23 protein-coding genes are annotated in these 25,510 nt (G+C 54.4%); 8 read left to right on the top strand and 15 right to left on the bottom strand.

What is annotated here, in order from left to right; all coding sequences use genetic code 11:
- Positions 1-52: 52 nt before the first annotated feature.
- The 12 genes from rpsD to VHE34_RS11765 form a co-directional block, all read right to left on the bottom strand.
- Positions 53-658, bottom strand: a complete 606-nt coding sequence (gene rpsD / locus VHE34_RS11820; RefSeq protein ID WP_325588055.1) for a 30S ribosomal protein S4 — start codon at positions 656-658, stop codon at positions 53-55.
- 115 nt (positions 659-773) lie between these two features.
- Positions 774-1,178, bottom strand: coding sequence for a 30S ribosomal protein S11 (gene rpsK, locus VHE34_RS11815; RefSeq protein WP_325588053.1), 405 nt, complete (start codon positions 1,176-1,178; stop codon positions 774-776).
- 227 nt (positions 1,179-1,405) lie between these two features.
- On the bottom strand, positions 1,406-1,786 hold the full coding sequence (rpsM, locus tag VHE34_RS11810; protein WP_188929707.1) for a 30S ribosomal protein S13: 381 nt from the start codon (positions 1,784-1,786) through the stop codon (positions 1,406-1,408).
- Positions 1,787-1,864: 78 nt separating this feature from the next.
- Positions 1,865-1,981: a type B 50S ribosomal protein L36 gene (gene ykgO / locus VHE34_RS11805; protein WP_038084689.1), complete on the bottom strand. Its 117-nt coding sequence runs from the start codon at positions 1,979-1,981 to the stop codon at positions 1,865-1,867.
- Positions 1,982-2,045: 64 nt separating this feature from the next.
- Entirely contained in the window at positions 2,046-2,264 is a 219-nt protein-coding gene (gene infA, locus VHE34_RS11800) for a translation initiation factor IF-1 (protein ID WP_188929708.1), read from the bottom strand.
- Between the two features lie 120 nt (positions 2,265-2,384).
- Positions 2,385-2,798 carry a hypothetical protein gene (locus VHE34_RS11795; protein ID WP_325588043.1) on the bottom strand — a complete coding sequence of 138 codons (414 nt, stop codon included), beginning with the start codon at positions 2,796-2,798 and terminating at the stop codon, positions 2,385-2,387.
- Between the two features lie 55 nt (positions 2,799-2,853).
- Entirely contained in the window at positions 2,854-3,846 is a 993-nt protein-coding gene (locus VHE34_RS11790) for an aldo/keto reductase (RefSeq protein WP_325588041.1), read from the bottom strand.
- Between the two features lie 138 nt (positions 3,847-3,984).
- Positions 3,985-6,462 (bottom strand): T9SS type A sorting domain-containing protein, encoded by a 2,478-nt coding sequence (locus tag VHE34_RS11785; RefSeq protein ID WP_325588039.1) that lies wholly within the window; start codon positions 6,460-6,462, stop codon positions 3,985-3,987.
- Between the two features lie 18 nt (positions 6,463-6,480).
- On the bottom strand, positions 6,481-7,491 hold the full coding sequence (locus tag VHE34_RS11780) for a 3-hydroxyacyl-CoA dehydrogenase family protein (protein WP_325588037.1): 1,011 nt from the start codon (positions 7,489-7,491) through the stop codon (positions 6,481-6,483).
- Between the two features lie 15 nt (positions 7,492-7,506).
- Positions 7,507-8,259 carry an SDR family NAD(P)-dependent oxidoreductase gene (locus VHE34_RS11775; protein ID WP_325588035.1) on the bottom strand — a complete coding sequence of 251 codons (753 nt, stop codon included), beginning with the start codon at positions 8,257-8,259 and terminating at the stop codon, positions 7,507-7,509.
- 113 nt (positions 8,260-8,372) lie between these two features.
- On the bottom strand, positions 8,373-10,010 hold the full coding sequence (locus VHE34_RS11770; RefSeq protein WP_325588033.1) for an amidohydrolase: 1,638 nt from the start codon (positions 10,008-10,010) through the stop codon (positions 8,373-8,375).
- Between the two features lie 52 nt (positions 10,011-10,062).
- Complete coding sequence (locus VHE34_RS11765; RefSeq protein WP_325588031.1) at positions 10,063-11,238, bottom strand: homogentisate 1,2-dioxygenase; 1,176 nt, start codon at positions 11,236-11,238, stop codon at positions 10,063-10,065.
- Positions 11,239-11,265: 27 nt separating this feature from the next.
- Here VHE34_RS11765 and VHE34_RS11760 point away from each other — a divergent pair, with 27 nt between their 5' ends.
- Positions 11,266-11,751: a metallophosphoesterase family protein gene (locus VHE34_RS11760; RefSeq protein ID WP_325588029.1), complete on the top strand. Its 486-nt coding sequence runs from the start codon at positions 11,266-11,268 to the stop codon at positions 11,749-11,751.
- Here VHE34_RS11760 and VHE34_RS11755 read toward each other — a convergent pair.
- Together VHE34_RS11755 and VHE34_RS11750 are read right to left on the bottom strand one after the other, a co-directional pair.
- On the bottom strand, positions 11,746-14,058 hold the full coding sequence (locus VHE34_RS11755) for a PAS domain-containing hybrid sensor histidine kinase/response regulator (protein WP_325588027.1): 2,313 nt from the start codon (positions 14,056-14,058) through the stop codon (positions 11,746-11,748). The genes VHE34_RS11760 and VHE34_RS11755 overlap by 6 nt on opposite strands.
- Positions 14,059-14,096: 38 nt before the next feature.
- Positions 14,097-14,540 carry a hypothetical protein gene (locus VHE34_RS11750; RefSeq protein ID WP_325588023.1) on the bottom strand — a complete coding sequence of 148 codons (444 nt, stop codon included), beginning with the start codon at positions 14,538-14,540 and terminating at the stop codon, positions 14,097-14,099.
- Positions 14,541-14,655: 115 nt separating this feature from the next.
- Between VHE34_RS11750 and VHE34_RS11745 the strand changes: the two genes are divergently transcribed.
- The gene (locus tag VHE34_RS11745; protein WP_325588021.1) at positions 14,656-15,075 is read left to right on the top strand and encodes an Hpt domain-containing protein; all 420 of its coding nucleotides are present in this window, start codon (positions 14,656-14,658) and stop codon (positions 15,073-15,075) included.
- A 106-nt stretch (positions 15,076-15,181) separates the two neighbouring features.
- Positions 15,182-15,901, top strand: a complete 720-nt coding sequence (locus VHE34_RS11740; RefSeq protein WP_325588019.1) for a LytTR family DNA-binding domain-containing protein — start codon at positions 15,182-15,184, stop codon at positions 15,899-15,901.
- 1,092 nt (positions 15,902-16,993) lie between these two features.
- On the opposite strand, the gene VHE34_RS11735 is transcribed toward VHE34_RS11740, so the two are convergent.
- A complete protein-coding gene (locus VHE34_RS11735) occupies positions 16,994-17,455 on the bottom strand; it encodes a hypothetical protein (protein WP_325588017.1) in 462 nt (153 codons plus the stop codon).
- A gap of 235 nt (positions 17,456-17,690) precedes the next feature.
- Here VHE34_RS11735 and VHE34_RS11730 point away from each other — a divergent pair, with 235 nt between their 5' ends.
- The 5 genes from VHE34_RS11730 to VHE34_RS11710 all read left to right on the top strand — a co-directional run bounded on the left by VHE34_RS11730 (position 17,691) and on the right by VHE34_RS11710 (position 25,488).
- The gene (locus VHE34_RS11730) at positions 17,691-20,324 is read left to right on the top strand and encodes a hypothetical protein (RefSeq protein WP_325588015.1); all 2,634 of its coding nucleotides are present in this window, start codon (positions 17,691-17,693) and stop codon (positions 20,322-20,324) included.
- A 16-nt stretch (positions 20,325-20,340) separates the two neighbouring features.
- Positions 20,341-21,351 (top strand): tetratricopeptide repeat protein, encoded by a 1,011-nt coding sequence (locus tag VHE34_RS11725; RefSeq protein ID WP_325588013.1) that lies wholly within the window; start codon positions 20,341-20,343, stop codon positions 21,349-21,351.
- Positions 21,352-21,434: 83 nt separating this feature from the next.
- Complete coding sequence (gene rpe, locus VHE34_RS11720; protein WP_325588011.1) at positions 21,435-22,085, top strand: ribulose-phosphate 3-epimerase; 651 nt, start codon at positions 21,435-21,437, stop codon at positions 22,083-22,085.
- A 31-nt stretch (positions 22,086-22,116) separates the two neighbouring features.
- Positions 22,117-24,594 carry a carboxypeptidase-like regulatory domain-containing protein gene (locus VHE34_RS11715; RefSeq protein ID WP_325588009.1) on the top strand — a complete coding sequence of 826 codons (2,478 nt, stop codon included), beginning with the start codon at positions 22,117-22,119 and terminating at the stop codon, positions 24,592-24,594.
- A gap of 597 nt (positions 24,595-25,191) precedes the next feature.
- On the top strand, positions 25,192-25,488 hold the full coding sequence (locus VHE34_RS11710; protein WP_325588008.1) for a hypothetical protein: 297 nt from the start codon (positions 25,192-25,194) through the stop codon (positions 25,486-25,488).
- The last annotated feature ends 22 nt before the right edge of the window (positions 25,489-25,510 follow it).

The raw sequence follows: 25,510 nt of genomic DNA, 5'->3' as shown, positions 1-25,510 counted from the left end.
AAATTTACGATTTAACGATTACTTGTGTGCATCGGGCGATCCCGCCCGCCGCTTACTTGGAATACAATTCAACAATCAACTGCTCCTTAATGTTCTCAGGCACGCTCTCCCGCTCCGGGAAGGCGATAAAAGTACCCTTGAACTCGGCTTCGGACCAGTCCAGCCAGTTGATCCTGGCATTCTTGCCCCGGATCTGGCTGGTGATGCCGGTATTCCCCTTGGCGCTTTCCTTCAGCCCGATGACGTCCCCGGGACGCAGCTGGAAAGAAGGAACGTTCACCACTTCACCATTCACGGTGATATGCTTGTGCGCAACCAGCTGACGGGCCGCAGGCCGGGAAGGCGCTACGCCAAGACGGTATACCGTATTGTCGAGCCGGGCTTCCAACAACTTGATCAGGTTCTCACCGGTAACCCCCTTACGACGGTTGGCTTCTTCGAAAGTTTTACGGAACTGACGCTCCAGTACGCCATAGGTGTACTTGGCCTTCTGCTTTTCTTTCAGCTGCAGGGCATACTCGCCCGGAGCCTTGCGCTTCTTCGTCCCGCCATGCTGGCCGGGAGGATTGCTGTTCTTGGTAAGATACTTGCCATTGCCTAAGATAGGCTCGCCGAAAATGCGGGAAATTCTTGTCTTCGGTCCAGTGTAACGTGCCATAATGTGCTTTGTTAGATTTTTGAGTTACCCGGGTAAGATTGTTCAAAAATCTTAAAATTGAATCCTACCCGGCTTCTGAATATATACAGCCGCCACTACCGTGGCGGCCAATTGACTATACACGGCGTTTCTTCGGCGGACGGCAGCCGTTATGGGGCAGCGGGGTCACATCCTTGATCATCACCACTTCGATCCCGTTGTTGGACAGGGCGCGGATAGCGCTCTCACGGCCCGAACCAGGACCCTTCACATAAACATCCACCTTCTTCAGACCGGCATCGACAGCCGTCTTGGCAGCATCCGAAGAAGCCATCTGCGCGGCATACGGAGTGTTCTTCTTGGAACCCTTAAAGCCCATCTTCCCGGCACTGCTCCAGGAAATCACCTGCCCGTTCTTGTTGGTAAGGCTGATGATGATGTTGTTGAAGCTGGCGGTGATATGCGCATCACCATAAACATCCACCTTTACGATCCTTTTCTTAGCAGCGGCTTTCGCGCTGTTTGCTTGTGCTTTTGCCATACGGTTACCTTAGGTAATCTTTTTTGCTCCTCCACCGGCATAACCGGCCGGATTCGCCGTTTAAAAATCTTCCCGTCGCCGGGACCGGATCAACCCTCCGCCTGCACCACCAGCATCTGGCGCCGATCCTTCAAATTTTCGCGTCTGGTGCAAATATGAACAAGCACGAACCGGACTGCCCAAAGGCAACGCCTAAACAGGGCAGCTCCAGCTCATGCATGACTCAACTATTTCTTGGCTACCTTCTTCTTGCCGGCAACCGTCTTACGCTTGCCCTTCCGGGTACGGCTGTTGGTACGCGTACGCTGACCACGCACAGGCAGACCCTTACGATGACGAAGCCCACGATAACAGGCAATATCCAGCAACCGCTTGATATTCATCTGCACCTCGGAACGAAGCGCACCCTCTACCTTGAACTCATTCGTAATGATATTACGAATGGCGTTCAACTCCTCATCATTCCACTGATGCACCTTCTTGTCGAAATCGATCCCCGCCTTGGTCAGGATATACTGAGCAGTCGAACGACCAATACCGAAGATATAGGTAAGTCCGATCTCCCCCCGTTTATTTTTTGGTAAGTCTACACCGGCAATACGAGCCATATTCTCTTATTTGTTTTTAATTTGTTTTTCGCCTTCGGCAAAAACCCGCCAATGTCGGGCCTTCGGCCATCGGGTCCCTTACCCCTGTCTTTGCTTAAAACGAGGGTTCTTCTTGTTGATAACATACAGCTTCCCCTTCCTTCTCACGATCTTACAATCGGCGCTGCGCTTTTTAATGGATGCACGAACTTTCATGATGAGTAGTTTGTCTTTTATTTTGTATCACGCAGTCGGCTTCGCCTCGTGTCATGATATTATATTATTTGTACCTGAATATGATCCTCCCCCTTGTCAGATCGTAGGGACTCATCTCAACCCCCACTTTATCCCCCGGTAATATCCGTATGTAATTCATCCTCATTTTCCCCGAGATAGTGGCCAGTATCTCATGCCCGTTTTCCAGCTTAACTTTGAACATAGCATTGGATAAGGCTTCCAGAATGATACCATCTTGTTTAATGAGTGCTTGTTTCGCCATACAGTTTTTGGGAGCGCAAAGATAGGATTTCTTTGCCGAAATACGAAAACTTCGGCAAGAAAAATCAAATTAAATGAATTTTTTAGAAATTTTCCCGGCCAGGGCCGGTTTATCCACCTTCTAATGAGTTTGAACCTCCCTCACAAGGTCGATCTTCGTCATTCCATGGAAATGATTCTGCAACCCATGAACCGCCAAAGGCTGCGTTATATGCCGCCGATCCTCCCGATACCACATTTCAAAATCGGAAAAATTCCCTTTTCCGGACAAAAGGATGCGGAACGGCCCCTTCAGGTACTTGATCTTCCCATCCGGCATCTCCTGTCTCTCGAACCCGAACTGCGTCAGCTGCCCCTCGTCTAAAGGTATGGGATACAGATCATTAGGGGTGTACCAGAACTCCTGGTCATCCCCCGTCCTCACCTGTACCTCCCTGTCCGCCCCATTCAGCCCGAGCACCTCCCCTTCCGTGCGCTTGCCGTCAAATTCGACCAGCACATAGTCTCCCGTCCGTAATTCGTGAAACTGGATCATATGACATCGTTTTAGTGTTGTTATTTTCCAATTTACGGATTTTCATCAGAACAGCCTAATCGAGCTTCAATGCCGCTAACGTATTGTCAATAAAAGCAATCTCCTCCGCCGTCAGCTCCACCCGGCTCGCCCGTGCATTCTGCACCGCCTGCGCAGCATCCCGCGCCCCCACCAACGCTATCGTGATCCCCGGCCGCTGGATCGTCCACCGGATGACCAACTGCGCCAGCGTCGAACCCTTTGCCTCCGCCAACGGCCGCAGCTGATCCAAAAAGGCATTGATCCGGTTCAGGCTCTCACCCTGGTAATACTTGCTGTCCCCACGGTTGTCCCCTTCATTAAACCGGTGCCCCGGCCGGATCTTGCCCGACAAAAGCCCCCGCTGCAACGGACTGTAAGCCAGAATGGCCTTCTTATGCTCCAGGCAATAAGGCACCAGCTCCTTCTCGATATCCCGCCGCACCATGCTGTATGGCACCTGGTCCGACGCCAGCCGGATCGTCTTTTCCGCCTCCCTCATCTGTGCCACATCATAGTTCGATACCCCGGCCGCCCGGATCTTGCCTGCCTTCTGCAGCTCCGCCAACGCCTCCATCGTCTCGGCGATCGGCGTCGTGACATCAGGCCAATGCTGCTGATATACATCGATGTAGTCCGTCCGCAGCCTCCGCAAACTATCCTCACACTCTTTTATGATACTCTCCCTACCGCCATATTTATAAATGTCCAGCGGCCTGCCCGCATTGTCCTGGCTCTTAAAGGCAAAATCACCCCGGGCCAGATCCCACCGCATCCCGAACTTGGTCATCACCTGCACCCTGTCCCGCGGAATCCCCTGCAAAGCCTCCCCTACGATCTCCTCACTAAGCCCCTGCCCATACACCGCCGCCGTATCGATCGACGTAACCCCTTCGTCATACGATGCCCGGATCGCCGCCACGGCATCCGATCGCTCGCTGCCACCCCACATCCATCCGCCAATAGCCCAGGCCCCAAACGTGATCACCGAGGCCGAAACACCCGACTCCCCCAATTGTCTGTATTCCATAATAATCTATTTTACCCCACAAAGTTTTTTGCGGCGCAGGGATATTTTTTAAAATCCCGAAGCCCCAAAGATAAAAGCCGGCGGGCAAACCCCACCGGCTCACTTTATTCTGAGCAGCTGCAAACCACAGCGCCGCCCCTATTTCACCACGATCTTCAACGTCGTCCTCCCCGTAGCCGTATTCAGCTGCAACACGTACAATCCTGCCGAAACCCCATACTGCTTCACATCCGGCCAGCCGATCGTATTAACCCCCGCGGTCAAGACAAGCTCCTCCCTCAGAACCACCCGACCCGCCAGATCGAAAAGCTCCAGGCGCGCCGGTCCACCCGCAACCCCCTGGATATGCACATACAGTCCATGTTCCACCGGGTTCGGATACTCATACAACCGCGCCGGGTCCTCCGTAAACGAAGCCCCGCTTCTCACCAACCCTGGACCTGCGACAGCCGTCGAATGCGTCCCACACCCATGCCGGTCGTACGCGACCCCACCCAAATAGGAGGTCGTATCCAACCCCGTCTCCTGCCCATACTGGTTAAAGGTGGAATCGGTCTTGAAGGCAAGCCCGTTGCCAACCGTATCCCGCAGGAAATATGCCCGGCACGGATCATTGTGCTTCGTATAATAGTTATTGTAAGTAAATACCGCCCCCGACTGTGCAAAAGCAAACAACAACACATTGTCCGATGACGAATAAACATCATTCTCATCAAAGGTCAGGTTCTGGATACGCTGCATAACCATCTCCGCCGCCTGCCCCGAACTATCCGGCGTGCCATACCGGCCGTTCGCCCGCGCATAAAGGGTCGGATTGATCGTCCAGTCATCCGTGACCGTATTATACTTCACCACGACATTATTACAAGTGGAGGTTGAATTATTACTCCCCAGGTACATCCCCGGCCCAAGATTGCTCCAGAAATTATTGCTGATGATCGTATGCCCGCCACTGGTGCTGGAATCCTGTTCATTGCCGACGGACAGCCCCGTCCCGTTATTATAGCTTTCATTGCCCTGCACTTTTACATTCAACGACCCATCCAGGTAAATGCCCGCCGAGGTGGCAACCGGCGAGATACACCGGTACACGGAATTATCCTTGATCAACCCGTTCCTCACCTGGTTGTTGGCCTTCAACAAATTGGGATACTGCTGAAGCACCCATTTGTAATTTCCCGCCGCCACAATGCCGATATTGGCGACATCATAGACCTCATTTCCGCTGATGGTAAAAGTATCGACATTGCCGTTCAGCGTCATCCCTTCCGCATAACCAGGGACAATATTGTGAATCGTATTCTCGCTGATCACGAGATTGGTAATAGGAGTATTGCTGTTGCCAAGCACCGTGATCGCGCTGAGGACGTCGTCCGGTTGCGGGTTCTTCGCCTTCACGGTATCCCGGGTCCATTTCATATTGTAAATATCATTGCTGTCGATCGTGATATGCGAACATTTTCCCGCAACCTCGATCCCAAACCGGCTATCCTTGGAACCCGGGACGTTCAGCGTCGAGTCATCGGTCAGATTCTGCAGATTAAGCCCCCGCACCTCGATATAACTGGCGCTGTCGATGATAATGATACAGGAGAATTTCTGATGCAGGTTCCCTCCGTCCAACGTGGCGTCTTCTCCCGGATAGTGTGTCAGGATGGTCCACTTGCCGTTCTGTCCCCTGTTGGGCCCGATATAGATGCTGGTATCCAGATAGTACGTTCCCGCCCGCAGGTAGATCGTGACATTGGAGTCCACCAGCACACCCGTACCCGTCGACCAGTCATAACCCGCATTATTGGCGGCGTATCGCGGCGTCGCCCAGGGCTTCACCTTCGAACCGGTACCCGTTACATCATTCCCCGTCGTACTGACATAATATTGATAGCGAGGCTGCTTCAGAATAATGTTTGAAAAGCTATTGACCGCTTCCGTCACCGTCCCCACCGTTCCATACAAGGTGATCACGCTGTCCGTCGCCCCACACGCGATCGAATTAAAGGAACTACTATCGATCCGGATATGGTCCGGCGTTCCCCCCAACGAGCCGTTGATCATCACCGGCGCGATATTATAATCGGCCCCCGTCGGGAACTTGGCCTCGGCCGTATCGCTGTTCCAAAGCATATTCCGAAAGGTACAGCTGTCGATATGAACACTGTCGCTGGCGCCGCTGATCACCACGCCATAGGCATTCATGTTGGTGATATTGGCAAACACCAACCGCCTCAGCCGGACATTACTGGCGCCCGCGGTATTCACCATGTATCCATAAGCAGTCGTCAGCCTCGACCCATCGAAGACGGCCTGCTCTCCCGGATAGGAGGCCAGGGTAAACGTATGACCATTCAACCCGCTCTTCGTCGACCCAAGATAAATGATCGAGTCCGCAGCATAGTTAAAAAAATAAGTCCCTTTTCGGAAATACACGGTCACATCGCTGCTTACCGGCTGCGGCGATCCCCAGACCGCCGAAAGAATATTGTTCCAGGGATGCGCGGCGGAACCATCCCCACCCGCCGCAGCGGCGCTGTCCACATAAAAGGTCTGACCCTGAGCGGCAACGACGCAAAGAAGTAGCTGCAAGCCCGCAAAGGCTTGTAAAATTGTACGCTTCATAAGACTAATATTTAATGATTAAGGTTGCGAAGTAGTCGGTCCTGGAGGGTCCTTTAGCTGCCGCCTGACAACGTCGGCAGGATAACGAAGCGCCAGTTCCCTTATCTCGTAGCTGAACCGCTCGAAGGTCTCAACCCATAACCGCGCTTCTTCCGGGGTATATTCGTAGAACCCCCTTCCATTCGCCACACCTCGCCCGCCTGACCGGACGACATCGTCGATCAACTTCGGAACTTCCGTACTGTTACAAAGTGTCGGGAACAGATCTTTCATTACGTTGTGATAGGCAGCCACGCCTGTCAGGTCCATCCACCGGAACGCGCCCACCAGCGTCATCCAATAGCCCGCATTGTTGCGGCAAGCCCTGTCCACATCCTCGATGGTTGCATAGCCGCTCTCGACAAGATAACAGGCCTCCCGGTACAACGCATACATCAGGCGGTTGGTGATAAAACCCCGGATATCCTTCCGCACCAGCGTCGGCTCCTTTCCCCAGCAATGCGCCAGCCGGTACAGCCACTCCCCCTTCTCAACGACACTCAAATCCCCGCAGATCACCTCCAGGAACCGCGTCGTATGCGAAGGCTCCGCCCAATGCAACCCAAAGAAGCGACCGGGATGGGTCGTTTCACGTTGCAGGATACTGATAGGTATCGCCGACGTGTTGCTCGTCACCAGGACATCGGCTCCGACCACCGCCTCGATCTTCCCATAAACCTCCCGCTTGACAGCAAGATCCTCGAGCGTACATTCGATCACCAGCAAACACTCCTTCAACGCCCCATAATCCTCGCCGATCAGCAACCGGTTCCAAAGGCTCTCCGGCGCAACCCTGATCAGCCCCTCCCGGTACGAATGCTCAAGATGCCCCCGGATTCGATCCCCGGCAGTCAAAAGATCGCCCGGTACTGGCGCCACCGCGATCACGGGATGCCCCGCCATCAGCAGACAGGCCGCAATGCTGCACCCCATCATCCCGAGCCCGACCACGCCCACAGTCAACTCTGCCGTTTCGAATTCCTTCTCCATAAAGCCATAAAGTTATTAGTATGTCGCCCGTCCGCCGGACAGATCGAAAGTAAAACCGGTAGTATAGCTGTTCTCCTGCGAAACGATATACGCCGCCAACGACGCCGCCTCGTCCAGCGTACCGCACCGCTTCATAGGGATCTTATCGGTCATGTATTTCACCTGCTCCTCCGGCATCGCGTCCACCAGCGGGGTTCGGATGACCGCCGGCGCAAGCGCATTGATCGTTACGCCCGTCCCCGCATATTCCTTGCCTTGCACCTTCGCCATGCCGATCACCGCCGCCTTGGAAGCCGAATAGGCCAGCATCCCGGCATTTCCCTCCTTACCCGCAATGGAAGCAATATGCAGGATACGGCCATACCCCTGCCCCACCATCACCGGCAATACATATTTGGATGTGAAATAAGATCCCATGAAATTGACCTCGAAGACCAACCGCAGATTGTCGGTCCCGGTGGCATGACTCATAAGACTCGTCTCCCCCGTTATTCCCGCGCTGTTGACGAGGATGTCAATGCGCCCCCGCTCCCGGGCCACTCCTTCCACAACTCGTTTTACCTCCTCCTCTTTCGTTATATCCAGCGCATAGACCTCACCGCTGCCGGCAAACTCCTTCCGCATCTCCTCCATCTGCCCGGGTCTTCCAAAGAGATCCAGCAACGCCACCCAGGCGCCCTCCGCCGCCAGCCGCCGGGCGATAGCCAAACCAAGGCCCGACGCGGCCCCCGTGACAAGCGCTATATGATGGTTCATCCGGGCAGTCATTCCCGCAGTTTGGTAAAAAGATTTTGGTTCGCAAAGTAATATTAACGAAATAGCCCGTAAGAACGTCGTTCAAACGGTTGCATGAAAATTCACTCAAACGGTTGCGTGAGATTCTAATAGACCTTTACCCCCGATGCATACGTAGCCTCCGGCTTTACCTGCAGCACCTCCGCAGCCGGAACATCCATCAGGTCCTTATTCAAAATGACAAGATCAGCCTTCTTGCCCACCTCGAGACTCCCGATCTCCTTCTCCAGGCAATCGGCTTTCGCCGCCCAAATGGTCATCCCGCGGATCGCCTGCTCCCTCGTCAGCGCATCCTCCGGTTGAAAACCGCCGGCCGGATACCCCTTTGCATCTACCCGGAACACCGCCGCAAGGAAGGTCTTGAAAGGACTGATATCCTCTACCGGGAAATCGGTCCCCAGCGGCAACCAGCCGTTCTCCTTCAACAACCGCTGGAACGCATACGCCCCCTTTAACCTCTCCGGCCCCAGCCGCTCGCCGGCCCAATACATATCGCTGGTGGCATGCGTAGGCTGCACCGAAGGGATCACCGAGGTCTTACCGAACAGATCGAAATCGGCGTCGTTGATCACCTGCGCATGCTCCACCCGCCAACGCTTATCATTGGGGCCCCTCAGGTATTTGTTGTAGACCGTTAGGATTATCCGGTTCCCCGAATCCCCGATCGCATGCGTACACAACTGCCAGTCGGTACCGATCAGCCTCGCCGCCAGCGAATCGAAATGCGCCGGCGCACTCAGCAGAAAACCCTGCCAGCCCGGCCGGTCGCTGTAGGGCCGCAACAGGCAGGCGCCCCGGCTGCCCAACGCTCCATCCGCATAAGCCTTCACTCCTTTTATGTACAAAAGATCCGTCTTGTACGGCCCCTTCGGCAGGTAGCGATCCAACACCTCCTTATCATCCCGCAACATCACATACACCCGCATCTTCAGCAACCCGGCCTTTTGCAGGGAATCCAGCCCTTCTATCTCCCGGGTGCCAAGACCCGGATCGGTCACAGTAGTCAGCCCCTGCGCAAAACAGTTCCGTTGCGCCAGATCCATCCGCTCCTTAAATTCGGCAGCCCCCATCCCCGGCATCGCCCGGTGAAGCAATCCCTGCGCGTTGTCGACAAGGATGCCCGTCAGTTTCCCGTTCCTCGTTTCGACCGTCCCGCCCTCCAGGGTCTGACCGGCATGGATACCCGCGAGCTCCAACGCCTTGGCATTGGCGATCAGCGCATGCCCGTCCACCCGCTCCAGCACCACCGGCGTCGTCGGAAATTGTTGATTCAACAAAGTATTGTCCGGAAAGGCCTTGCCCGGAAACCGGTTTTGATCCCATCCCCGCCCCTCGATCCAGGCCAAACCCGGATGGGCATCGGAAAACCGCTTCACCCGCTGCACCACTTCCTCGAAGCTCGCACTTCCAAACAACGCGGCCGTGAACAGCGAGTTGCCATACCCCACAAAATGCCCGTGCGCATCGATAAACCCCGGATACATCGCCTTCCCGCCCAGGTCGATCGTCCGGGCAGCAGTATACCGCCCCTGCAGCTCCTTATCCGTCCCCACGGCCAGTATCTTCCCGTCCTTTACCGCAAGGGCTTCCACCCTGGTAAAAGCGCTGTCCACGGTATAGATCTTCCCGTGGACAAACAGCAGGTCGGCCTGCTCCCGGGAATGACAAGAACAGAATCCTGCAACCAATAACAACAGGAAAGATCCGGAGGACAGGAATTTCATACGCAGTAGTATTTCCCCCGAATATACAGAATCACTCCATCCAACCCAACACTCATTCCGCCCAACTCATCGTATACCCCGGATTCTCGATGTCCAGCGCCTCAACGGTCAGCGACAAAGGATGGAACGTATCCACCATCACCGCCAGCTCCTTCGTCTCCTTCGCCCCGATACTACGCTGAACCGCCCCCGGATGAGGCCCATGGGGAATGCCGCCCGGATGCAGCGTGATCATCCCCCTCGTCACGTTCTTCCTGCTCATAAAGTCGCCGTCGACATAGTACAACACCTCGTCACTATCGATATTACTGTGGTTATACGGCGCCGGGATCGCCATCGGGTGGTAGTCGAACAGCCGCGGACAAAAAGAACAAACGACGAAATTATGCCCCTCGAAGGTCTGATGCACGGGCGGCGGCTGGTGAACCCGGCCCGTGATCGGCTCGAAATCATGGATGCTGAAGGCAAACGGGTAGCAATATCCGTCCCAGCCGATCACATCGAAAGGATGATGTCCATAATGGATCCCATACATCCGCCCCTTCTTCTTGGTACGAATCAGGAAATCTCCCTTCTCGTCCCGCGTGACCAGCGACTGCGGTCCACGGATATCCCGCTCGCAATAAGGCGAATGCTCCAACAGCTGACCATATGGACTGAGATATTTTTTAGGATACCGGATCGGGCTCAGGGATTCTACGATAAAAAGCCGGTTCTCTGCGCCGTCGAATCGTATCTGGTAGATCGTCCCCCTCGGCACCACGAGATAATCCCCGTATCCGAAGGTCAACTCGCCATACATGGTTCTCAGAACCCCACTACCCTGGTGGATAAAGATCAGCTCATCCGCATCGGCATTCTTGTAGAAATAGTCCTCCATACTGCACCCCGGCGCCGCCAGCACAATATGACAATCGTTGTTGACAAGCACCGGTTTGCGGCTTTCCAGGTAATCAGCCGTCGGCTGCACCTTGAATCCCTCGAAACTGCGATGTTTCAGCATCTTCTCCTCCGCGATCCTCGGCATCGCATCCACCGGATCATCCGTACCAATGATCTCCGTAGGCGGATGAACATGATACAACAGCGAATAGTCATTGGAAAAACCTTCGGTGGAGAACAGCTGCTCCGAATACAGCGTACCGTTGGGTTGATGGAATTGCGTGTGACGCTTGTGTGGGATCGTCCCCAAAGAATAGTAGTGCGGCATAAACAGATCGTTGCTCAAAAGTACTAAATTTGGCAAAAATATCGCATGCTGCGGATCGGCCTGATCTCCGACACCCACCATTTCCTCGACGAAAAAGTCTTTACCCATTTCGAAAATTGCGACGAGATCTGGCATGCCGGCGATTTCGGCACGATCCAACTGGCCAACCGCCTGGCCGGGTTCAAACCCCTAAAAGGTGTTTATGGCAACATCGATGGCCCAGACATCCGCGGTGTTTACCCTGAGAACCTCCACTGGCAGGCCGAAGGCGTAAAAGTCTTTATGACCCATATCGGCGGCTACCCGCCAAACTACAATGTCCGCGTCAAAAAAGAGCTCGACGCAAATCCGCCACAGCTCTTCATCTGTGGCCACTCCCATATTTTAAAAGTCATGTTCGACGAAAAGCGCCAATGCCTTCACATGAATCCCGGCGCCGCCGGCCGCCAGGGATGGCATACCGTCCGGACCCTCATCCGCTTTACTATCGATGGACCCGACATGAAAGACTGTGAAGTGATCGAACTATAGATACTCCAGTAGCTTGCTCCTCAGCTCATTCGGTTTGAACGGCTTACTCACAAAATCGTTCATCCCGCAAGCTATGATCTCATTGATGATCTCATTCTTCGGCGATGCCGTGATCGCCAGTATCGGCACCTCCTTGAAGTGCTTCCGGATCTTCCGCGTACAGGCAAACCCATCCAGCACCGGCATCTGCACATCCATCAGGATCAGGTCGTACTTGCGGCGCGAAACAAATTCCAGCGCCTGCCGGCCATCCACGACGACCTCAAGCTGCGCACCCCACCCCGTGATGAACCGCCGCGCTATATTCGCATTGAATACATTGTCTTCCGCCAGCAGGATCAGCTTGTTCCTGAAGGCATCATTGCTCTTGTTCACCACCTTCGCCAGGCCGGCGTTCGGATCGGAATGGCTCCCCTGCAGCAGGTCCAGCGTAAAGCTGAAACTGGAACCCTTTCCTGGAGTGCTCGCCACCAGGATCGAGCTGCCCATCAGCTCCACCAGCCGCCCGGAAATGGAAAGGCCCAATCCCGTGCCGCCATACAACCGCGTCGTATCGCTGTCCGCCTGCGTGAACTGCTCGAATATCTTCTCCTGCTTCTCCTCGGGAATGCCGATCCCCGAATCGACCACCGAGAACCGCGTGATGAAATGACTACCGGTATTCTCCACCATTTCCACCTTCAGCTTCACAAAGCCTTCGTGCGTGAACTTGATGGCGTTGCTGATCAGGTTGTTCAATACCTGCGACAGCCGGAAATTATCACCCCTGACATAAAAGGGCATCCGGTCGTCACACTCTACGTCGAAGACGATATTCTTCTCCCTCGCCTTATAGCTGAAGGATTGATAAAGGCTCTGGGTCAGCTCCCGCAGGTTGAAATCGATCGCCGACAGCTCTATCTTCCCCGAATCCAGCTTGGTGAAATCGAGGATATCGTTGATAATATGCAACAGGCTCTCGCCCGAGAATTGCAGCGTCCGCAGGTCCTCCTGCTGATCCTCCCTCGGCTGGGACTGCAACAGAAGATGCGTGATCCCGATCACCGCGTTCAGCGGCGTCCGCAGCTCATGACTCATCACGCTGAGGAACTGCGACTTCGCCTTCGCTGCCTGTTCGGCCTTCTCCTTCATCTGCACGAGCTCCTGCTCCCGCTGCCGCCGGCTCGAGATGTCGCGGATAAAGGCGCTATAATAGGATTCGTTCTCATCGACGATGGCCGTAACCGTCAATTCGATCGGGAACTCCTCCTTGTTCTTGCGCACTGCCGTCAGCTCATGCCGCTGATTCAGCATCGGCGTCACATCATTCTGCGGGAAGCCCGGAAATCCGTTCCAATGCGTATGGTCGTAGGACAATGGCAGGATCGTCTCCAGCAGCGTCCGCCCCTTTACCTCCTTTTCGGTGTAGCCGAAGATCTCCACCGCGGCCTGGTTCCAGTGAATGATATGCCCGTACGCACCCGTGATGACGATCGCATCCAACGCCGAGGAGATCACCCCGCTCAACATGATCTCATTCTTACGCAAAAGGCGCTGCGTGCGCTCGTTCTCCTTTATCTTCTGGTCAAGCGCGATATTCAGCTGCTCGGACTCAGCCAGCTTTTCGAGGAATATCTGCTCGATCTGTGACTGCGTAAAGATGCCCAAATGCTCCCGGTCGACGATCTCCTTCGGGACAAGGGTGATCATATAGGGGAAGAACTCCAGTTCCTTGTACTTGTTGGAAAAGGAGTCGTAGCTCTTCTCGAAGATCTTACCCGCCAGCGGCTCGCCGTAGTTATTTCCGATGAATTTGAAGACATCGAAGCTGAGGAATTGAAGTTTCCGGAACGCTTCCGGGTCCCGCCGTTGCTTGTCCAGCTCCGTCAGTTCGCCGATCTTCCGCTCAAAATAACCGTCACCCGCCCGGCCGAACTTATCCCGGACGGCCGCAAGAAACGGCTGCAGGAAATGTATCGCAAGCGTGTTCTTTTGTTCGGTCTCGGAGACAAAAAGGATGTTGAAGATGGAACTGTCCTGTAACAAAACGGGAAATCGCTGCCGGACCCTTTCCCTCAGCGACCTTCGGTCATATTGTTCCGATTCAAAAGTGGTGAGATATTTTTCGAACAGCAGATAGGTATGGAATACCTCTTCCGTATCTTTACCCGCCGCCTTCGAGCCCAGTTGGATCAGCTGCTCGGCATTGGCCGGTGCGGCGATACACCCGATGAGAAACTCGAAGAGCGCCTTGTACAGGGCAGACTCTCTCTCTCCTCTCCGGGGAGATTTTGGCTTACTCCTACCCTTAAGCAGTTGTTTTAACATAGTCCTTCCGATCCGGGATTAACAAACGAATGTCTGGACTATGCGCCTTTGCTGGCCTTGTAGATCGACCAGAAACCCAGACCCGATAAGGCCCAGGTAACGATCAGGGCAATAAACCACGCAACCGATCCGCTGATCTGACCCAGGAGGGTCTTGAAGATATTGATGCCGTAATAGTGCTCGATCTGCATGTGGAGGTGACCGACGGCCATCACCAGGAAGCCCCAGGCCATATACGTCATCCCCTTGCCGAACTTGCCGCCCCGCAGCGCATAGGCCGTCAGAAAGGCAAAGAAGACGGAAATGAACAGGAAGGGCAGCTCCATGACGCCAAACCAGTAGTTCGCAGATGCGCCGTGGATCACCGAAGCAACATTGCTTACCTGCAGCAGGTCACAGTGCGATTGAGCATAAACGGTAGAAGAGGAGGTGAGGGTCCCCACGGTGATAAGAAGTAGCAACAGGGGTCGAAATTTTTTCATAAAATGGGATTTTGGACAATAAAATTCGAGTTTTTCCCGTCTGGATGATGTCTCGATCTCCCGTTGCCGGGACTTTTATATGTACGTCGTACATATATTATTGTAGAAACGGGTAATGAACAAAAAAATTGCAGCCAACATGCAAAATTTCCGTACTGGTTTCGTCTTTGATGAAAGCTTGAACGCCAGCTTCTTGGCCGAACTGTTCGACGGCGATACTACATACGCAGAAACCGTCTTTGAGGATTTCCTCCGCGACCTGCCCGTCTACTGGGACCGCGTCGAAGCAGCCTACGAGTCCAAGGATCTTCCCGTTTTGGGAACAAGCGTCCATACCTGCAAAACCTTGTTCGGTTATGTAGGATTTACTGATCTGCAGGACCTTTGTCAACAATTCGAGAACAAATGTTCCGTTAATACTGCGGAAGAATTGCGGTTGGACTACATTCGCCTGATACAGAGAAAGGAAAAAGCCCAACATATTATAGAAAAAGAATATGATCGGCTGAGAAAGTTCAACACAGCAAACGGCTAGATTAGATAAAGGCTCAGTAATTTTGTATTTAATGCTTACCTCCTGCCCACACAATGGTTCATCCGGGTAGGATTGTTTTTGTTTGATGGATTGTTTTTCGGATGTTATGAAGTTGTCTTGTATTATAGTGGAAGATATCCAGATCGCCGCGGATTTTCTTCGCAAGTTCTGTGAGAAGAGCGACATGGTCGAGGTGAAGGGTCATTTCCTGAACGTAACGGATGCCCTCGAATTCCTCGACAGGGAAAAAGTGGATCTTCTCTTCCTCGACGTCGAAATGCCGGGAGCTACCGGTTTCGACCTGCTGGATCGCCTCACCTACTCGCCAAAGATCATTCTTACCACCTCAAAGACCGAATACGCTTTTAACGCTTTTCAATATCATGTCGACGACTATCTGAAAAAACCTTTCACCTTCAAGCGCTTCCAGGAAGCCATCGAAAAGCTCCAGCAGAAAACCGCGGCCGCGGCCCCCGCGCCGGCCCCCGTACAACCGACGATCACCGCACCCGACACTGAATTTCTCTTCATAAAGGCCGAGGACAAGCTCATCAAGCTCAAGAAGGATGATATCCTCTTCCTCGAAAGCATGCGCGACTACGTGAAGTTCGTCACGCAAGGCAAGAACTATATCACCTACAGCACCCTCAAGAACATGGAGGAGAAACTCATCGGTCCCAACTTCCTAAAGGTGCACCGGTCGTATATAGTAAACATCACAAAGATCGACGACATTCGTGGCAACACCATCTACCTTCTTGGAAATCAAATCCCTATTGGCAAGGGACACAAGGAGGAAGTAACCGCCCGCCTCAATATTCTCTAATCCGGAACGACTCCCATTTTTTTGCCGTTCTTCCGCTTCCCGGAAGGCCGTTCTTTCGTCGGGAAAGCCGGACTTTCGTCGGGCAAAAGCAAGCCTTCATCGAATAAGTTTCACTTCTTTAACATTGTTTTACATCTTTGTATCAGCAACTGAGAACAATCCAATACCGACTGAGAAAAACCCCTGATATCCGAAGAACCAGCATCCAAAGATCCTGACAAACCAACTATCCAGATCCGAAGAACCACCGATCCAAATCCTAAGAAACCCCCGATCCAAAATCCCTGAGAACCGAAAAATCCAGATCCGAAGAACCACCGATCCAAATCCAGGAAAACCGGCCCGTTTACGATCCGTATCCGAAAAGCCAAAATGGCCAAACCCGAATCCAAACCGAAAAACAGAACCAAATCCAAGAGTCCTGAAAAACCTGGAAGAATGCCAGGGTAGAACCCGGGAAAAAACTTGAATCCGAATTCCCTCTTGAAGCCTGAAAAAGATCGTTGTTGGCCCTGACAAATTTTTGCGACCGCCCCCACCTCGGGGGCGGTTCTTATTTGCGACCCGCCGGGGGCGGTTGCAAAACGCCGAAGGCCGTCATCAGCGCTTCACAAACGGGCCGCCAACGGCGGCCATTCCCACCCCGGAAAAACTAAGCCAGGAATTCCCTTCGTCGTGCAAAGCCAACTTTCGTCGTGCAAAAGACCCCCTCCGACGAAAAAACTTCCAAACCCCCTCCATCCTTCGCATCTTTGTATCAACAAACGAAAACAATCCAAATCCAATCCGAAAAACGAATAATCCAAACCCTAAAAACCCAACCGGCCAACATCCTCAGAAAAACCAAAGAATCCAGGACTACGAAAACCCCAAAATCCAATCTCTAAGAAGACCGTAGAAGATCCAAACCCTAAACCATGTTGTAGTGCAAAATCCAGAACCCTAAAAAAACCAATCGTAGAACCCTGACAAAAAGATTGCGGCCGCGATAGCATCGCGGCCGCTCTTCATTCCCGAACGGGCGGAGCCCGTTCAAATCATTAACGCTTCACAAACGGGCTGCCGCAGGCAGCCATCAAGGTCGGAAAGCCACTAAAACCAAGGCCTCGAAATCCCCTCCCTGAACGGCCACGGTATCGTCGCCAGGATAATCACCAGGGCAATCAAAAACAACCAGAATCCCCTCTTAAATTTCTTCGCATCCGGGATCGCCTTCTTCGCCACTCCCCGCCCGATCGTGATCAGCACGATCGCCACCAGCATCCCGAAAATATGCTCCACCGCATAGAACCGCGCAACCCGATCCTTCATCACCTCCCCAAAACCCAGGTTCGAAATGTTCGCCAGCCCCCAGGGCCCCGCCAGGTACAGGTACAGACCCACCAGCAGCTGCGTATGTGCCGAGATCATCAGGAATAATCCCGCCTTCCTGTCCCCCGCTCCAAAAGGCCGCCCCGAACTCATCCCGGTATAGCATTGATAGATCACAACGATTTCCAAAAGAAGGATCACCCATCGAATGAAACTATGCAGGTGTAACAGTCCGGTGTACATGTAGATAGATTTAGATTTTTTGCAAATGGGCCCAAAGCTACGACCGCCCTTCCTAAAACGGAAAATAATTGTCAATCGGCTATGGCTGGGAAGGCCCGTCCCGAAATGGGAAGCATCTAAAAGAAAACACCTACTTAATTTCATTGACAATCAAATACTTATCATTCAGGCATCCTTTTGGAACATCCCAGTCCGCACCATTGATCCTTTATCCGTTAGAAATACAATTCCCTTTATGAAACCGACCTTTTTCGCAGTACTCTTTCTCCTCTTCGCCGGCATCTCGCTCCAAACGGAGGCGCAGGTTACGGTAAACATCACCTCAAATACCACCACCTCCTCCTACGGTTCCGGCATCGTTTGCAGTAATTGTACTATCAACATCTCGTCCGGTGTCACCTTCACCATCGATAACAACTGGTCCTGTAACACCTGTACCTTCAATGGCGGCACGGTAAACATCAAGGCCGGCTCCAGCTCCTCCCTCAACGGGGTTGAGTCGTTCAATAACATGCAGGTGCTGATCAACCAGTCCTTCAATCAGAACAACAATATTACCTTCACCGGTGATACCGTCGCCTTCAATGCTTCTATGAACCTTGGCAACGGCCGCATCAACCTCGCTACCAGCCGGGTATCCGTCAATGCCGACCTTACCCTTAATAGAAGCACTCTGGATAGGGACTCGCTGCATCTCAACGCCAATCTTACCCTGAGCAACGCCACGGACACGATCTCGAACAGCCATGTTACCGTCGCAACAGGTAAGTCCGTCTCAGTCAATACCACCCTTTTCACCAATGACGTCTTTGCGTTCAACGGGTCGTCCTCGATGACGGTCTTCAACGGGATGACCTCCTCCAACAGCAGCTACTACCTGGCCGGAACCTCCAAAATCACCTCCGCCAGCACAAGCCTCTCGGGGGATGACGTCAACATGTCGGGTACGACCAATTCATTTTCGACGACTACGCTTTCGCTCACCAATACCACCGCGGAACTGAAGAGCACCGGCAACGCCAGCTTCACCGGCAGCAGCCTGACCTCTTCCGGCGGCTCGATCACCGGCGGGAACAATGCTAACTTCAACATCAGCAACGCCGCAACCATGGTCAATACACCGGTTACCCTCAACGGCAGCGCTTCGTCCTTCACGGCCGGATCACTTTCGGCATCGGGCGGCGGTTTTACAGGAACCAACGGAACGAAAATAAATATCTCCAACGCCGTCAATCTGGTCAACACTCCCGTTTCAGTCAGCGGAACCGGCGGCACCTTCACCGGCGGCTCCCTTACGATGTCGGGCGGCTCTCTCACGGCCTCCAGCGCATCTATCAGTATCAGCAACGGCGTAAGCCTGACCAATACGCCGACCACGGTCACCAACGGTAGTTTCTCCGGCGGATCGACCAGCATCACCGGCAGCTCTTTCACCGCCACCAATTCGACCGTCACTTTTAATTCGCTCACCACAGACACAGTGTCGTTCACGGCGAGCGGTTCGACCGTTACCAGTAACAACGCAGTGAGCATGACCAATACTACCGCCAATTTCACCAACGGCAGCTTTACCGGCAACTCGCTGACCACCTCCGGTGGTTCGTTCACAACCTCCGGCACTGCCGTCACCAGCAACAATGCAATAAACATGACCAATACGCCGGCTTCGCTCAGCGGCGGTAGCTTCAAGGGCAACTCGCTGACTACCTCCGGCGGATCGTTCTCGGCCACAAACACGCCCGTCACAAGCAACAACACGATCAGCTTCAGCAATACGCCTGCTTCCTTCAGCGGAAGCACCCTGAAAGGCAACTCACTTACGGTTTCCGGCAGCAGTTTTGATCTGAACAATACCACCGCCACCATCTCCAACGCCGATAATTTCACCAACGCCACCGTCACGATCAGCGGCACTTCGTCCCTTACCGGCAACTCGGGAAGTTTGTCAGGTACGACGATGACCATGAGCGGTACGTCCTCCGTATCCGTTAGCAATGCATGGAACATAGATAACAGCACATTGGAGCTCGACGGCAACGCGACCGTCTCTTCAGGGTCGACGAGCGTCACAAACCATTCCTGGTTCCGCATCGGCGACGGCTCCCTCGGAAGCACCGCGCACGTCAGCGTTTCCGGCGGCTTCAGCGTCGACAACACCTCCAACGCAGGCATCGCAAATAACAATAACTATCTGTATATCCCCAATGGGCCCGGCTCCCTCAAGACCAATACCATCAGTTGTAACGGCGGCGGTACCCAGCATGCTTGCTCCACCGGGTATGTATATGGTTGCGGAACGATCAACAGTTCCGGTGGTTTGGGCTGTATCGTCCTGGCGACCGCCAATATCGATTTGACGGCAACCGCCGCCGGTCCCGGCCAGGTCTCGATCGTCTTTGCCGACCAGGAAACCTCCGCGGCCGATCATTACCTGGTCCAGCGCAATGCCGGCGATAACCAATGGAACACCATCAGCACCCTCGATGCCGGCAGCTATACAGGCCAATATCGCTATACCGATGCCGACGCCCCCGACGGCTCCATAGAATACCGCATCGAAAGGGTCGACCCTAACGGCAAGATACTCTACTCTTCCATCGCCACGGTCAGCGTCGAAGCAAACAACAGCGCCATCAGTATCCATCCCAACCCGGCAACCGGCGGTGTGTTCTATCTCACTACCTCGTATACGGGCGAAATGGTCGTCAACGTCTTTACGCTCACCGGCCAGCTCCTCTATCACACGGAAGGCAGAGGCCAGACCCAATACGGTATCCGTCTGCCCGCACAGGCGCAGGCCCTTGGCTCCGTCGTCGTACAAACCATCAGCCAGGCCGGCAACCGGACCTTTACGGTCCTTGTCAGGTAATCCTTACATTTGTTGCATGACGAAGACTCTTGTACTCACCCTCACCGTAGCCCTCGCAGGCTGCTGTATAACGGCGTGTAACAACCATGAAGACAAAAAGAACGACGCAACGGCAACCCTGCATCGCCTGCCCTATAAACCGTTGACCGATAGCCTCGACCAGGCAAAAGGTGACGCCGCCGGACTCTACTACCGGCGCGCCGAACTGCTCGCCCATAACAATCTCCACGAACTGGCCGCCATCGACTTCCGGCACAGCTGGGAGCTTAGGCCCGACGAAACCACCGGGTTCCGCTATGCCGCCACGCTGGGCATCATCGGCCAGGCCGACCGGGCCATGCAGCTGCTGAAAGATTGCGAGCGTCGCTTCCCCGATAACCCCGCCTTTCCCTCGATGCTCGGCGAGCTATATCAGCAATCCGGGAAGATCCGCGAGGCGATCGCCGTCTACGACAGTATCCTGGCCAAAGACAGCGGCGACTTCGAGGCCTGGTATGAAAAAGGACTCCTGCTCGAAAAGGCCAAAGACACGGCCGGCGCGATCACCGCCCTCGGCAACGCCTGGCGCCTCCAGCCGACGAACACCTATGGCCTCGAGCTGGCCCACATGTACGCAGAAAACCGTAACCCCGCCGCACTGCCCATCTGCGACGAGATCCTCAAAAAAGACTCCGCCCACGAGCTGCTCGACCCCCTCTTTATAAAAGGCATCTTTTATTCGAATACGACCCAGTACAAAAAGGCCATCGTCCAATTCGATTCCTGCATCCGCCGCGACTGGAAATTCACCGACGCCTACCTCGAAAAAGGGATCGCCCTTTACGAACAAAAACAATATGACTCGGCCATGAGCACCTTCCTCATGACCGTGCGGGTCTCCAATACCTACCCTGACGGCTACTACTGGGTCGGCCGCTGCTATGAAGCCACCGGCAGGAACGATCAGGCCATCCTCTACTACCACCAGGCCCTGGCCCTCGACAAAGACTTCACCGAGGCCGCCGACCGCATCAAGAAGCTCCAGTAATTCCCCGAACCACACACCCCTCGCCAACCAACGGCCGATTCCAGCAGAATCCCTATCTTTAAGCCGGACAAAAACGACAGAAAATGCCCATCATAGCGCCCTCTTTGCTGGCCTCGAATTTCCTCCGCCTCGAAGATGAATGCAAAATGCTAAACGAAAGCGACGCCGACTGGTACCACCTCGACGTCATGGACGGTAGATTTGTCCCCAATATCAGCTACGGCATGCCCATCATCGAACAGCTCCGGAAAATGACAAAAAAGACCTTCGACGTCCACCTCATGATCGAGGAGCCCGAACGCTACGCAGAAGCCTTCAAAAAGGCCGGGGCCGACCGCCTCACCGTTCACATCGAAGCCTGCCGCCACCTTCATCGCAATCTCCAGCAGATCCACTCCCTCGGCATGAAGGCCGGAGTCGCCCTCAACCCCCATTCCCCCATCGAACTTCTCACCGACGTCCTTCAGGACATCGATACCGTCCTCGTCATGAGCGTCAATCCAGGCTTCGGCGGCCAGGAGTTCATCCAGCATACCTGTCAAAAGATCCGCAATCTCCGCCGCATGGTCCATGACCGCGGCCTCCCCACCCTAATCGAGATCGACGGCGGCGTCACCGTCGAGAACGCCGCAATGATCGTCAGGTCCGGCGCCGACGTCCTCGTCGCCGGCAGCACCGTCTTCCATTCCAAAGACCCAAAAGCCACCATCCACACACTTAAAAACATCGCCTGATCGTTCTTCTCCCAACGTAAACAAAATTGACTTGAGAATCGTCATCGCGCTGGTCCTTCTCTCCCTGGCTTTCCCAGTCCTTGCCCAGAAAAAAGGGGCGCGGGTCTCCGGCCGGGTCCTCGACGAGAACGAAAATCCACTCCCCGGTGTCTCCGTAACCATCCTCGGCCGCACCACCGGCCTCACCACCACCGACTCCGGCACCTTCCGCATAAAAGTACCCGCCGAAAAAGCCTTCGCCCTCGTCTTCTCCTTCACCGGCCATAAACCCGAACAACGCAATTTCTTCCTGAGCGAAGGCGAAGAGGAACATATCGTCGTTCGCCTCGAACACGGCGGTAAAGCCCTTCAGGAGGTCATCGTACAGGATCAGCGCGACCGCCAGGAAGCCGGCCTCATAAAGATCAACCCCAAGAACGCCATCAACATCCCCGCACCCGTCGGAGGCATCGAAAGCCTGCTGAAGATCTTCGTCGGATCCAACAACGAACTGACCTCCCAATACTCCGTCCGCGGCGGTAACTACGACGAGAACCTCACCTACATCAACGACTTCGAGGTCTTCCGCCCCTATCTCGTCAACAACGCCCAACAGGAAGGGCTTAGCATCATCAACCCCGAGCTCACCCGCAGCGTTAATTTCTACACCGGCGGCTTCCAGGCCCGCTACGGCGACAAGATCTCTTCGGCGTTGGATATCCAATACCGGAAGCCAAAAGACATAAGATTCGGCGGCTCCGCCTATCTCGGCCTGCTCGAACAAGGCCTCCACCTCGAAGGCGCCGCCGCCAACAACAAATTCACCTGGCTCATCGGGCTGCGCAACCGCACCAACAGCAGCCTCCTCAGCAGCCAGGAGACCAAAGGTTCATACGCTCCCTCTTCCTCCGATCTCCAGGCACAATTCAGCTACCAACTCACTCCCCGCACCGAGATCGGGCTGCTCGGCACACTCTCTCAAACCCGCTTCCATCTCATCCCTGAATCCAGCCAGCTCACCTCGTCCATCTTCTCGCCCTACTACACCGCCAACCTCGGCCTCGATATCTACTTCGAAGGACAGGAGAAGGACAACTATCAAACCAACCTCCTCGGCCTTTCCCTCACCCAGCAGCTCAACCCAAGGCTCAAGCTAAAATGGATGGCCTCCCGGTTCGAGGACAAAGAACAACAGAACTACGACATCACCGGTATCTACCTCTTCGGCGACCGCGATTTCGATAAATCCAGCTCCACCTTCGGACAGATCACCAACCCCCTCGGCGCCGGCGCCTACCAAAACTTCGCCCGCGACCGGCTCGACATCGCCGTCTGGAAAGCCACCCACAAAGGTTACCTCTCACTCAAACATCATTACGTCCAATGGGGTATCAGCGCCGAACGGCAAGTTGTCGAGTCCCATCTCAACGAATGGCAATACCAGGACTCGGCCGGGTATTCCCTGCCCTATGTCCCCGGTACCCCCGGCATCTCCAACGTGGTCATCGGCAACCAGTCCCCGGGTATCAACCGCACCACGGGTTTTATCCAGGACAATCTTTTGTTCAGTGATTCCGCCCGCTTTACCCTGCAGGGCGGCGTGCGATACAATTACAATGATCTCAACCACGAGTTCCTCGTCTCGCCCCGCATCGGCGCAAGCTGGCGCCCGCGAAGCGCCAAGCGCGATATCATCTACCGCGCCTCGGTCGGTATCTACAACCAGCCGCCTTTTTTCCGCGAGATGCTGCGCCCCGACGGCTCGCTCAACACCCGCCTGAAAGCCCAACGAAGCTGGCAGGTCACGGCCGGCTTCGACCGCAACTTCACCATCAACCAACGGCCCTTCCGTTTCACGACCGAAGCATACTATAAGAGCATGACCCGCGTCGACCCCTACGACATCAACAACGTCCATATTCAATATTTCGCCCTCAACGACGCAAAGGCCTACGCCACCGGTGTCGAATTCCGCCTCACCGGCGAGCTCGTAAAAGACGCCGAAAGCTACCTCAGCCTCGGCTTCATGCGGTCGATGGAAAAGATCGACACGTTCTACTATCATTATACCATCGACAGCCTCGGCCGCCCCCTCGACAGCACAAAACGGCAAATGGGCTGGGTCCGCCGGCCCAGCGACCGCCTCTTCAACCTCGGCCTCTTCCTGCAGGATTATCTCCCGACCAACAAGAATCTTAAAGCTTACCTCAATTTCCTGTTCGGCAGCAACCTGCCCTTCAATATCCCGGGTAATCTCCAATACCGCAACGCCCTGACCATCGACCCCTATATCCGCATCGATATCGGCTTCAGCGCACTGCTCCTCGACAGCGAAAAAAGCAACCGCCGATCCCATAACCCGTTCCGCAACTTCGAAAACATCTGGGCCACCCTCGAAGTATTCAATTTGATCGATCGGGCCAACACCATCTCCTACATGCTGATCAAGGATTTCAGTAACACCACCTACGCCATCCCCAACCGCCTCACCCCCCGCCTGCTGAACCTGAAGTTGGTAGGACGGTTCTAGGGCGCCCCCTCCGGGCCGGGCTCTCGCTGTAGTCCTCCCGGCCCAAGCTAACACTGGCCGGTCCGGGCTGCCTCTCCGATCCCTGGCGCAACTCCCCGGCTTCCCGATACTTCCTCACCCCGCCAGTTACCCCCCAGTCCGTACCGGCGCCTTCGGCGCCTTGCGGGGCCTATGATGGGCCTTCGGCCGGCCGTCCCGTGGACGGCCACTGCGCGTTTGACGCAAAACTTTTTCGTCAAACCCGCAAAAAATTTGCGTACATTCACGCATAAGTTCCCAAAAAAACCGCAATCTTCCCATCCCGGGAACCCATCCTGTGACAAAAATTTCATAATCGTATTATTCTCAATGCATTAACTTTTTGGCCGCAAATTGGCCTTTCATACTGTAAATCGCGCACTATGAACACGCTCGCAAACATCCTTAACGCAGTACTTACCTCTCTGAACTTTCAGAAACAACAGATGCCCGCATTGATCCCGGTCCGTGTCGTTACCAAGGTTCCGGCTCAGCACCAATAACGCCCTCAGCGTCCCAACGCCCCGGCCACCCGTGACGATCGCATAATACCCCTAAACAAATCCAGAGGCTATGGTTATGGCAATTGAAATTTCGGTGTACCCGAATCCGTTTGATCATTATCTCATGCTCGAGATAACGTGTGAAGAGTCCATTGACTGCATCATCCTGTTGGCCGATCTCCAGCATGGAAAGATCATCCGCATGTTGGGCGCCGGCCTCAAAACCGGTACCAACCGCGTCCCCCTCGACGATCTGCAAAATCTTTCCGCAGGCAACTACCAGCTGGAGATAAAAACCGCGACCGCCGAAGCCGTCTTCCGCACCAAACTGTTCAAACAGTCCGCCGAAGGCCCGGTGATCCATCTCAACTAACAGGCTGACAACCCGTCGCTTT

The sequence above is a fragment of the Puia sp. genome (assembly GCF_035546395.1).
Classification (GTDB): domain Bacteria; phylum Bacteroidota; class Bacteroidia; order Chitinophagales; family Chitinophagaceae; genus Puia.
Note: the sequence above shows the minus strand (reverse complement) of the source record. Positions and strands in the feature narration are given on the sequence as shown.